General features: G+C 64.0%; 13 protein-coding genes and 1 tRNA gene. 8 read left to right on the forward strand and 6 right to left on the reverse strand.

Features of this window, described 5'->3' with window-relative positions; translation table 11 throughout:
- Positions 1-143: 143 nt before the first annotated feature.
- The gene (locus EN780_RS05555; protein WP_127284373.1) at positions 144-728 is read right to left on the reverse strand and encodes a sulfocyanin-like copper-binding protein; all 585 of its coding nucleotides are present in this window, start codon (positions 726-728) and stop codon (positions 144-146) included.
- Positions 729-1,006: 278 nt separating this feature from the next.
- Positions 1,007-1,091 (reverse strand) — tRNA-Leu (locus EN780_RS05560).
- Between the two features lie 230 nt (positions 1,092-1,321).
- Here EN780_RS05560 and EN780_RS05565 point away from each other — a divergent pair.
- Both EN780_RS05565 and EN780_RS05575 read left to right on the forward strand, forming a co-directional pair.
- A complete protein-coding gene (locus EN780_RS05565; RefSeq protein WP_127284372.1) occupies positions 1,322-1,912 on the forward strand; it encodes a YqaA family protein in 591 nt (196 codons plus the stop codon).
- A gap of 198 nt (positions 1,913-2,110) precedes the next feature.
- Positions 2,111-2,629: a disulfide bond formation protein B gene (locus EN780_RS05575; RefSeq protein WP_127284371.1), complete on the forward strand. Its 519-nt coding sequence runs from the start codon at positions 2,111-2,113 to the stop codon at positions 2,627-2,629.
- Between the two features lie 156 nt (positions 2,630-2,785).
- On the opposite strand, the gene EN780_RS05580 is transcribed toward EN780_RS05575, so the two are convergent.
- Positions 2,786-3,343: an HNH endonuclease gene (locus tag EN780_RS05580; protein WP_010911702.1), complete on the reverse strand. Its 558-nt coding sequence runs from the start codon at positions 3,341-3,343 to the stop codon at positions 2,786-2,788.
- 216 nt (positions 3,344-3,559) lie between these two features.
- On the reverse strand, positions 3,560-4,201 hold the full coding sequence (locus tag EN780_RS05585; protein ID WP_127284370.1) for a DNA-3-methyladenine glycosylase: 642 nt from the start codon (positions 4,199-4,201) through the stop codon (positions 3,560-3,562).
- A gap of 97 nt (positions 4,202-4,298) precedes the next feature.
- On the opposite strand from EN780_RS05585, the gene gluQRS reads away from it, so the two are divergent.
- Positions 4,299-5,174 carry a tRNA glutamyl-Q(34) synthetase GluQRS gene (gene gluQRS / locus EN780_RS05590; protein ID WP_127392567.1) on the forward strand — a complete coding sequence of 292 codons (876 nt, stop codon included), beginning with the start codon at positions 4,299-4,301 and terminating at the stop codon, positions 5,172-5,174.
- A 140-nt stretch (positions 5,175-5,314) separates the two neighbouring features.
- Here gluQRS and EN780_RS05595 read toward each other — a convergent pair whose 3' ends face one another.
- The gene (locus EN780_RS05595) at positions 5,315-5,629 is read right to left on the reverse strand and encodes a hypothetical protein (protein WP_245493400.1); all 315 of its coding nucleotides are present in this window, start codon (positions 5,627-5,629) and stop codon (positions 5,315-5,317) included.
- Between the two features lie 159 nt (positions 5,630-5,788).
- On the opposite strand from EN780_RS05595, the gene EN780_RS05600 reads away from it, so the two are divergent.
- On the forward strand, positions 5,789-6,706 hold the full coding sequence (locus EN780_RS05600) for a DMT family transporter (protein ID WP_128272521.1): 918 nt from the start codon (positions 5,789-5,791) through the stop codon (positions 6,704-6,706).
- On the opposite strand, the gene EN780_RS05605 is transcribed toward EN780_RS05600, so the two are convergent.
- The gene (locus tag EN780_RS05605) at positions 6,676-7,527 is read right to left on the reverse strand and encodes a YihY/virulence factor BrkB family protein (protein ID WP_127284367.1); all 852 of its coding nucleotides are present in this window, start codon (positions 7,525-7,527) and stop codon (positions 6,676-6,678) included. The two genes, EN780_RS05600 and EN780_RS05605, sit on opposite strands and share 31 nt — an antisense overlap.
- Positions 7,528-7,610: 83 nt before the next feature.
- Here EN780_RS05605 and EN780_RS05610 point away from each other — a divergent pair, with 83 nt between their 5' ends.
- From EN780_RS05610 to EN780_RS05625, 4 genes are all read left to right on the forward strand, one after another.
- Positions 7,611-8,444, forward strand: a complete 834-nt coding sequence (locus tag EN780_RS05610; protein WP_127284366.1) for an SDR family oxidoreductase — start codon at positions 7,611-7,613, stop codon at positions 8,442-8,444.
- Between the two features lie 23 nt (positions 8,445-8,467).
- A complete protein-coding gene (locus EN780_RS05615; RefSeq protein WP_126058117.1) occupies positions 8,468-8,659 on the forward strand; it encodes a twin transmembrane helix small protein in 192 nt (63 codons plus the stop codon).
- 130 nt (positions 8,660-8,789) lie between these two features.
- Positions 8,790-9,371 (forward strand): cob(I)yrinic acid a,c-diamide adenosyltransferase, encoded by a 582-nt coding sequence (locus EN780_RS05620; RefSeq protein ID WP_127284365.1) that lies wholly within the window; start codon positions 8,790-8,792, stop codon positions 9,369-9,371.
- A 31-nt stretch (positions 9,372-9,402) separates the two neighbouring features.
- A partial coding sequence (locus EN780_RS05625; protein ID WP_133372580.1) for a rhomboid family intramembrane serine protease occupies positions 9,403-10,172 on the forward strand: 770 nt, incomplete at its 3' end.

The raw sequence follows: 10,172 nt of genomic DNA on the forward strand, positions 1-10,172 counted from the left end.
CACCCGCGAAGGCAGCTCAAGGCAGCGGGGACCACCCCCAAGCCCCCCACCCGGTCCCCGCTGCTCAAACCGCCGTCAACGGTGCCCGGTCAGGCTGCGGCGAATCCATGACGGCGTCATGGCTCAGGCCTGCTCGCGCGGATCTATGGACGTCCCGGGGGCTGCTCCTGCGGAAATTGGTCTTCATGAACGATTGCCGCGGCCCGCTCGAGTTCGCTTCTCACCTCGAAACCGATCCAGTGTCCGTCCATCAGGTGTGTCTGTCTCGGACAGGCGAGGAAATAGCTGCCTGTCTGCTGCGCAACAAAGTTGAGCTGTCGCTTCTCATTGACTTTGATCCCCTCCAGCGGGGTGGTGTACGCTCCCCAGATCGCATCCTCGGCCTTCAACTTCACTGGCATCTCCGACTGGGCATAGACCCTGGTCACCATCAGGCCGTGCCAGAAATTCGAGGAGCCATTGATGAAATCGATCTGCACCGACCAGTCTTCCGGCACGATGATCGTGAGATTGCCGCCCCAGTAGCCGTTGAAGTCGATGATGTCGGTCCGGATGTTGTCCCTGCGGTACCGCTCGATCTGGTTCCAGTCGGCTACGATCTCGATGGCCACCTTCTTGGCCGCGGGATCGTTTTTGATCCAGCTTGGGACGAAAGGCTCCCCAGCCAGTGCAATTCCAGGCGACAATCCCAAGGCGAAGACGAGGGCAAGGTGGGCAAAACGCGCCATCGCGAGGTTCCTCCCAAGCGTGGTGCCCGAGTTGACCACAATCGCGGTCGACCGGGCCTATCCCTTGAGGACCAGAATACCATCACAACAAGAACCCCACCAGCAAACCGCGCCTGCTGCAGCGGAACAAAGCCGTCCTCGCCGGAGCCGGTCAACTATGATCAAGCTCGGGCGTTCAGGTGCGGTTCTTGGAACATCTCCCGCGGGGTCTGCTCGACCTCGCTATGCACCTCTCGGGAGTCCAGGTCCTTGAAGGTCTTGCAACGACTGGCGGTCAATGGTGCCCCTAGCCGGGATCGAACCAGCACTCCTTGCGGAACTCGATTTTGAGTCGAGCGCGTCTACCAATTCCGCCATAGGGGCTCAGGCCGGGCGGCCTGGATGGGCGCGGACTATACGGTTGCGGGCCTGTTCGTCAACTGGCGAGTTTCCCGATCCGCATCTTGCCCGCGACCAAACTTCACCTTTCGGTTTCGTGAAGGTGCTGCCATTGTGCGGCGCGGAAAATCTTTCTAGACAAGCGGCGCGCCGATGCATGTCGCCCGACATGCTGGGCGCAGAGCCTGAAGGGCGGCGAAATCACAGGAGAGCCGATGCTTCGCGGACTTTACGACTGGACGCTCTCGCTGGCGGCGCGCAAATCGGCCGAATGGTGGCTGGCCTTCATCGCCTTCGTCGAGAGTTCCGTCTTCCTGGTGCCGGCCGACGTGCTCTATCTGCCGATGGCGCTGTCGAAGCCGGAGCGCGCCTACCGCTATGCCTTGATCGCCACCGTCGCCTCGGTGCTGGGCGGCATTTTCGGCTGGTTCATCGGCCACTACGCCTACGAGGCGGTGGCCAAGCCGATCCTCGAATTCTACGGCAAGTACGACGAGTTCGAGGCATTGCGGACTTCTTCCGGCATCGGCTTCATCATCCTGATGCTGATCACCTCGGGCGCCGCGCATTTGCCGCCGATCAAGGTGGTGACGATCCTGTCCGGCGTCATCGGCGTCAATCTGCTGCTTTTCATCGGCCTTGCCATCGTCGCGCGCGGCGCCCGCTTCCTGCTCTTGGCCTGGCTGCTGCGCCGCTATGGCGAACCGATCAAGGAGTTCATCGAGAAGCGCCTCGGCATGATCGTCGGCGCCGGCGCCGCTGCCCTTATTTTGCTCTATATCCTCGTCAGATACGCCCACGCCTAGCGCAATTCCAGGAAAAGTGCGTAGCGGCTTTTCGTCCGGAATTGCGTCAAAACAATCTGGAGCCGGATGATTTCAGGTCGAATCGACCTGAAATCTGAATCCGGCCCTAAGCAAAGAGATAGAGCATGATGTCGCCCGAAAAGCGCTTCACACTTTTCGGCATCATGCTCTAGCGACCAAGCCAACGGACCACCTTCGATGACAGCGATCATGAATGCCGACACCGGACGCCAGCGGACGCGCGCGGCGCTGTTTCTCGCCGTCGCCATGGCCGCCACCGTCGGCTCGGCGCTCGCCTTCCAGTACATTGGCGGCTACATCCCTTGCCATCTCTGCCTGGAGCAGCGCACCCCCTACTACATCGGCGCGCCGTTGATGCTGCTGGCGGTGATCGCCTCGCTGCTCAAGGCGCCGGCGTGGCTGACGCGCGGCCTGCTTGGCCTCGGCGGCCTGCTGATGCTCTACGGCCTCTATCTCGGCGTCTATCACTCCGGCGTCGAATGGGCCTGGTGGCAGGGCCCGGCAGACTGCACCGCCGGCGCCGGCCCGGTCGACACCGGCGGCAAGGGCGTGCTCGACGCGCTCGACAAGTTCGTACCGCCCTCCTGCGACAAGGCGGCGCTGCGCATCCTCGGCCTGTCGCTGGCCGGCTGGAACGCCATCGCCAGCTTCATCCTCGCCGCTGTCGCCTTTCGCAGCGCGTTCGCGCGGGATTGAATTGAAGAGCGCAACACGGAGTTCGTCCAGAAATTCGCCAGCCCGGATTGGCTGGTGCGGCTTTCGAGAACCGGAGCGGAGCGTACTTAAGTACGTGAGCACCGGAAGCGCAGAAAGCTGCGGCAGACGGCCGGGCTCGCGGATTTGTGCCGAACTCTAAGGCTCCAGTTCGACATCCCAGTAGAGATAATCCATCCAGCTTTCATGCAGATGGTTGGGTGGGAACAGGCGGCCGTTGTTGTGCAGGTCGTGCACCGTCGGCTGATAGGGCTTTTGCAGCGGCCACATCTTGGCATGCGCCGGCATCATGCCGCCCTTCCTGAGGTTGCAGGGCGAGCAGGCGGCAACGACATTCTCCCAGGTCGTGGCGCCGCCGCGATGGCGCGGGATGACATGATCGAAGGTCAGGTCGTCAGGCGTGCCGCAATACTGGCACTGGAAACGGTCGCGCAGGAAGACGTTGAAGCGGGTGAAGGCCGGATGCCTCGACGGCTTCACATAGGCCTTCAGGCTGACGACACTGGGCAGCTTCATCGAGAAGGTCGGAGAGGAGACGGCATGCTCGTACTCGGCGACGATGTTCACCCGGTCGAGGAACACCGCCTTGATGGCATCCTGCCATGACCAGAGCGACAGCGGGTAATAGCTGAGCGGACGGTAGTCCGCGTTCAGCACCAGTGCTGGAAGCCCATCCGGAGATACGGCAACCGTCACGTCGTTGACCTCCTTGGCTCCGCGCATGACCCCGAAAATGGAAAGGATCATGCGCAACTTCAAAAGTCTTACGGCGTCTTTTTCGCATCCAACCGGATGCGCGGCGCCGTAACCGATCGGCGCGGATACTGTAAGCCCGACATGACAGGGATGTGAAGCGGATTGTCGCGCGCCCGAAATGTCAAAAACGCATGATTTTAGGGCTTTTTTACGGATTTACGCCGGTGGCGCGGCGTCCCTGCCCCGCGTCTCACGGTAGTAGGCCCAGAAAAGCCGCGACGCGACACCTCGCCACGGGCTCCATGATTCGGCGAGGCGGATAAGCGTTTTCTCCGGCGGACGCGGGTCGATGCCCAGCGCGTGGCCGACCGCGCTCTGCAGCGCGACGTCCCGCGCCGGGAAGACGTCGGGATGGCCGGCGGCGAACAGCAGGTAGCATTCCGCCGTCCACGGACCGATGCCGGGCACCGCCGTCATCGCCGTGATCGCCTCATTGGCATCGAGCCGGCAAAGATGATGGAGGTCGAGACCTTCGGCGACAGCGCTGGCGACAGCGATCAGGCCGCGCTGCTTCGGCCGCGACAGCCCGGCCTCGCGAAAGATGTCCTCGCCGGCGGCAAGCACCGCCTCCGGCGTCAGTGGATCGAGCAGCCGCACCAGCCGGCCGAAGATCGCGTCTGCGCTAGCGCGCGACACCTGCTGCGAGACGATGATCGAGGCCAGGCTCCTGAACCCAGGCTCGGAAAGCCTGAGCGGCACCTCGCCCGCCATGCCGCGCACCTTCTCCAGCCGCGGGTCGAGCAGGCAGAGCGCGTCCAGCCCTTGCGCGATATCGTCGAGACTGGCGATGCGTTGCATGCTTGCTTGTTTCCAGGACGCGCACGAAGTGGCAATTGATGGCCGTGCAAAGTAGCAACCGGCGAAAGCGCCGCACAACCCGATTGCCGCCAAAGAGATGACGCTGCTGACATTCCGCTTCGCGCCGAGCCCGAATGGCGACCTGCATCTCGGCCACGCCTATTCGGCGCTGCTCAACCAGAGGTTGGCGGAGACGGCGGGTGGGCGTCTGCTGCTGCGCATCGAGGACATCGACACGACGCGCTGCACGCCGGAATTCGAAGCCGGCATCTATCGCGATCTGGAATGGCTGGGGCTGGAGTGGGAGCGGCCCGTGCGCCGCCAGTCGGACCATTTTGCGGAATACCAGGCGGTGCTCGACCGGCTGGTCGGCGAGGAGCTCGTCTACCCTGCCTTCATGAGCCGTGGCGAGATCAGGGCCTATATCGCCGACAGCGACAAGCGTGGCCGCGACTGGCCCCGCGACCCCGATGGCGTGCCGCTCTATCCCGCCATGGACAAGGCCTTGCCGATCAGCGAACGCAAGCGGCGGATCGCCGAGAACGCCCCCTTCGCCTGGCGGCTGGATATCGAAAAGGCGATGGCGCGTGTCTCGAGCGACCTGTCCTGGACCGAATTCAGCGATGCGACGCTAGGGGCCAGGCGGCGCATCGAGGCGCGGCCGCGCGACTGGGGCGACGTGATCCTGGCGCGGCGCGACATCCCGACCAGCTACCACCTCGCAGTCGTCGTCGACGATGCCCTGCAAGGCATCAGCCAAGTCGTGCGTGGCCAGGACCTGTTCCTGGCGACCAGCGTTCAACGCCTGCTGCAGGACCTGCTCGGCCTCGATCAGCCGGCCTATTTCCACCACCGCCTGATCCTCGGCCCTGATGGTCGCAAGCTGTCGAAGAGCCTTGGCGACACCGGCCTCGCCGCGCTCAGGCAAGCCGGCGCGTCGCCGGACGACGTCCGGCGGCTGGTCGGTCTCTAGGATTCTTCGAGGTGGGTATGCTGAGATTCAGGTCAGGCCGCCTGGCATAAGTGGTACGGCGTCCTTAGCGCGTCCAACAGGACGCACGGCGCCGTACAGGCACAGGAGCCTGCCGTTCGCAGGCCGGCCTCACCTGAATATCACCAACGCGCCAGGCCGGCCTTTATCAGCGCCATGCTGCTGATGAAGGTGAAGGCGCCGCCCAGGCCCCAGGCGACCGCGATCTTGAGGTCCCTGAGGCTGATGCCGTGTTCATTGGCGACGATCACCGCGAGGAAGAAGCCGGCCGTGAACAGCAGCGTGTTGCCGGTCGAGCCGAAGCCGTCGTCCTGCATGATGGCGTCAAGCGCGGTGCCGAAGAAGAAGCCGAAGACGGCGACGGTCGCAACCGTCATCAGCAGCCAGCTCGTGTCGAGATGCAAAAGCATGCCTGCCCATGGCGCGCTGAACGCCATGCCCCTTGATCCATCGACAACTTGTCGGTTGCCGTGGCGCCCTATGTTGAATTCGGATGAGCTTATGGATCAATCGTTTCGTTTTGATTGCCGGATTGAACGGCATTAGAGCAATCTCGCTAGTCACCTCTTCACGAAGCAACAGGCCCTTCCCCGAACATGCACAGCATCAAGCGGTTCATACCCGCCTCTTTCGTCGTCCTTTGGGCGACCGGCTTCATCGGCGCGCGCTATGCCATGCCCTGGGCCGAGCCCTTCACCTTCCTCGCCGCGCGCTTCATCCTGGCCGCCATCCTGCTCGCAATTCTGACGATCGTGCTCGGCTCGAGGAGGGCGAGTCGAGCCGAGGCCTGCCATGCCGCGCTTGCCGGCGTGCTGATGCACGGCGTCTATCTCGGCGCCGTGTTCTGGGCGATCCACAGGGGCATGCCCGCCGGCTTTTCGGCGCTGATCGTCGGCCTGCAGCCGCTGATTACGGCGGTGCTTGCCGGCAAGTTCCTCGGCGAGGCGATCCTGCCGCGCCATTGGACGGGCCTCGCCGTCGGGCTCGTCGGCGTCGTCATCGTGCTGTGGCCGAAGCTCGGAGCCGTTGGCGGCGGCATCACCGCCGCCACGCTGACCGCCTCACTGATCTCGGTGCTGGCCATGAGCGCCGGCACCGTCTGGCAGAAGCGCTTCGCCTCCGGCGGCGACCTGGTGACGGCGACGATGTGGCAGTATGTCGGCGGCGCCGCGCTGATGGCGCTCGCCTCGCTCGCCTTCGAGACGCGCATCGTCACCCTCAATGGCGAGCTGATCTTCGCCATGGCCTGGCTGGTGCTGGTGCTCTCGATCGGCGCCATCTTCCTGTTGATGGTGATGATCCGCGACGGCGAGATGTCGAAGGTCGCCTCGCTGTTCTACCTGGTCCCGGCGGTCACCGCGGTCATCGCCTGGGCGCTGTTCGGCGAGCATCTCAATCTGCTGCAGATCGTCGGCATGGCGATCGCCACGCTCGGCGTCGGCCTGGCGACCGCGCGGCGGCCAGGACATGATCCGGAACAGGCTCAACTGACGCGGGCGCGCGCCTCGAGATAGCGGCTGATCGCGGCATTGAGTTCGCCGCCGAGGATGAAGATCGCCGAGACGATGTAGAGGAAGACCACCGCGATCATGATCGAGGCAAGGCCGGCATAGGTCGTCACATAGGACGAGAAATGGTCGAGATAGGTGGCGAAGATGGTCGAGCCGATCAGCCATGCCGCGAGCGTGAAGATGATGCCCGGCACGATCGAAAGCAGGCGGCGCTTGCCCGCCGGCAGCCAAAAATGCACCGAGAACAGGCCGATGACGATGACCGTCGAGGCGATGACGTAACGCCATAGCGTGATCGTGCCCATATAGGGCCTGATCCAATCGAGATGGGCCTCGGCCAGCCGCGCCAAAAGCGGCGCGAACACCAGGAGCACGCTGATCGCCAGGAAGCAGGCGGTGGCGATCAGCACGAAGATGATGCTCTGCACGCGACGATAGATGATGCCGCGCGTTTCCGACACGCGATAGGCGCGGTTGAGCGAGGTGCGCAGCGCCTCGATGCCGTTCGAGGCGAAATAGGCGGCAAGCAGCACGCCGTAGGTCAAAAGGTCGGTGCGCCGCACGGTAAGCACGTTCAGCACCTCGCGCGCGATCGGCTTGGCGATCTGCTCCGGCCAGGTGTCAAAGACGAGGTGCACGGCGGTGTCGGCGAAGGCCTGCGCGCCGAGGAAGCTCGCCAGGGTCGTGGCGAAGATCAGGAACGGAAACAGCGCCATCAGCGAGGTAATCGCCAGATGGCTGGCCATCGCCCAGCCGTCATCGGTGTTGAAATGACCGATCGCGTCATAGAGCACGCGGCGCAGGGCGACGATCTTCCGCAACACGTACCGCGTTCCCTTCGATTGTCTCGACGCCGCGAATATGGGAAGTGAATGCGGCAAATGGCAACCCTAGGTCAAACCACGCCGTGAACGCGCCGCGCACCATCATCGTCACCGGCGCCTCTTCCGGCATCGGCGCCCATTGCGCGCGGGCGCTGAAGGCGGAAGGCTGGCGGGTGTTCGCGACGGCGCGCAAGCCGGCCGACATCGCCGCGCTCGAGGCCGACGGCATCGAGACCTTCTATCTCGACTATCGCGAGCCGGCCTCGATCGAGGCGCTGGTCGCCTCGGTGCTGGAGCGCACCGGCGGAGGGCTAGACGCGTTGTTCAACAACGGCGCCCACGCGCAGCCGGGCGCCGTCGAGGACCTGCCGGTTTCAGCGCTGAAGGAGCAGTTCGAGGCCAATCTCTTCGGCTGGCACGACCTCACCCGCCGCATCGTGCCGGTGATGCGCCGCCAGGGCCATGGCCGGCTCGTCCATTGCTCTTCGATCCTCGGCCTGACGCCGGTCCGCTTTCGCGGCGCCTATTCGGCCTCAAAGCATGCGCTGGAGGGCCTGATGCTGTGCCTACACCAGGAGCTTGAGGGCAGCGGCATCCATGTCTCGCTGATCGAGCCGGGTCCGGTGACGTCGAAGATCGCCTCTAACGGGCTGTTCTGGTTCCTGAAGAACATCGACCACGAGCACTCCGTCCATCGCGCCGCCTATGAGGCGCAGCTGGCGAGGCTGAGGGCCGGCGGCAGCGTCTCGCGGCTGAAACCCGGGCCAGAAGTGGTTCACACCGCCTTGCGCCATGCGCTTCTGTCGCGGCGCCCGCGCCCACACTATGTGGTAACTGTGCCGGCCAGGATCGGCGTGGTCCTCAAACGCATATTGCCGGCGTCGATGCTCTACCGCCTGCTTGCCAAACGCGCCTGAACGGAACTGATTGGAAACAGACTATGGCAACCGTCTTCAATATCCTCGCCGTCCTCGTCATGCTCGCCGTGGTGTTCGTGCTGATCCGCGGCCTGATCAACATGTTGCGCGGCGGCTCCAGCATGACCTCGAACAAGCTGATGCAGGCGCGCGTGCTGTTGCAGTTCATCGCCTTGGTGCTGATCATGCTGGCGGTGTATTTCACCCGCAAGTGAGGGTATCGGTCGATCGAGCGGTTCAGCTTTTCATAGAATCGCCGACCCGCTCTATCTATTTGTTTTGACGCAATTCCGGACGGAAAACCGCTACGCACTTTTCCTGGAATTGCTCTCGGGAGGGCAGCGCTTGGTCAAGCTCAACAAGATCTACACCCGCACCGGCGATGACGGCACCACCGGCCTCGGCACCGGCGAGCGGCGGCTGAAATCGGACCTGCGCATCGACGCCTACGGCACGGTCGACGAGGCCAATGCCTGCATCGGCATGGCCCGCATCCACACCGTTGACGGCCATCCCTCGATCGACGCCATGCTGTCGCGTATCCAGAACGACCTTTTCGATCTCGGCGCCGATCTTGCCGTGCCGGATGACGGCAAGCCGCTCGGCTATGAGCCGTTGCGTATCGTCGCCTCGCAGACCGATCGCGTCGAGAAGGACATCGACCTCCTCAACAAGGAGCTGCAGCCGCTCAAATCCTTCGTGCTGAACGGCGGCACGCCGGCGGCGGCCGCACTTCACCTTGCCCGCACGGTGGCGCGGCGGGCCGAGCGGATCATGGTGGCGCTGGCGCAGGACCCCGGCGAGCCGGTCAACCGCGAGGCGATCAAGTACATCAACCGCGTCTCCGACTTTCTGTTCGTCGCCGCCCGTGCGGTCAATGACAATGGAAAGGCCGACGTGTTATGGGTTCCCGGCAAGAACCGCTGACTCCACGTGGAGGCGGAAGGGCCAGGGTCTCATGTTCATCCCGCTATACGACACCAACAGGCTGCGTCACATCCACCTGCAATATGTGACGATCGGCCTGATCGTCGCCAACGTGCTCGTCTATTTCGCCACCACGCTCGGCGGCGAGGATTTCACCAATGCCGCGGTGCTCGGCCTCGGTTTCATCCCCTCCGTCGTCCATGACAGGGTCGAGCTTTCGCCCGAATTCGTCGTCATCCCGGAGAGCCTGAGCTACCTGACCTATTCCTTCCTGCACGCCGACATCTTCCACCTCGGCGGCAACATGCTGTTCCTGTGGGTGTTCGGCGACAATGTCGAGGACGCCCTCGGCCATATCCGCTATTTGATCTTCTACCTCGCCTGCGCCATTGCCGGCGCCTTCTTCCAAGGGTTGGTGGCCTGGGATTCGCAGGTGCCGCTGATCGGCGCCTCGGGCGCCATTGCCGGCGTCGTCGCCGCCTATCTGATCCTCTACCCAAGGGTGAAGGTCTGGGTGCTCGCCTTCGCCCGCATTCCCTTGCGCATCCCCGCCTTCATCCCGCTGATCCTGTGGATCGTCTTCCAGATCGTCATGTTCGCCGCCGGCGGCGAGGACCAGGTTTCCTGGGCCTGCCACATCGGCGGCATCATCGCCGGCTCCGTTCTGGTGCTGGTCCTGCGCAACCGCGGCGTGCCGCTGCTCGCCGGCGCGGACGGGGAACCCGAACCTGCGCCAGACGGCGAGCAGGCGCCCGTCCCGGCCGAACCAGCCGCCAGCCCGTCAGCTCCGGCGCAGCCCGC

Source organism: Mesorhizobium sp. M4B.F.Ca.ET.089.01.1.1, assembly GCF_004022605.1.
GTDB lineage: Bacteria > Pseudomonadota > Alphaproteobacteria > Rhizobiales > Rhizobiaceae > Mesorhizobium > Mesorhizobium abyssinicae.

Coding starts and splice junctions, on each gene's coding strand:
- EN780_RS05555 (WP_127284373.1), bottom strand. CDS start 728: ATGGCGCGTTTTGCCCACCTTGCCCTCGTCTTCGCCTTGGGATTGTCG.
- EN780_RS05565 (WP_127284372.1), top strand. CDS start 1,322: ATGCTTCGCGGACTTTACGACTGGACGCTCTCGCTGGCGGCGCGCAAA.
- EN780_RS05575 (WP_127284371.1), top strand. CDS start 2,111: ATGACAGCGATCATGAATGCCGACACCGGACGCCAGCGGACGCGCGCG.
- EN780_RS05585 (WP_127284370.1), bottom strand. CDS start 4,201: ATGCAACGCATCGCCAGTCTCGACGATATCGCGCAAGGGCTGGACGCG.
- gluQRS (WP_127392567.1), top strand. CDS start 4,299: ATGACGCTGCTGACATTCCGCTTCGCGCCGAGCCCGAATGGCGACCTG.
- EN780_RS05595 (WP_245493400.1), bottom strand. CDS start 5,629: ATGGCGTTCAGCGCGCCATGGGCAGGCATGCTTTTGCATCTCGACACG.
- EN780_RS05600 (WP_128272521.1), top strand. CDS start 5,789: ATGCACAGCATCAAGCGGTTCATACCCGCCTCTTTCGTCGTCCTTTGG.
- EN780_RS05615 (WP_126058117.1), top strand. CDS start 8,468: ATGGCAACCGTCTTCAATATCCTCGCCGTCCTCGTCATGCTCGCCGTG.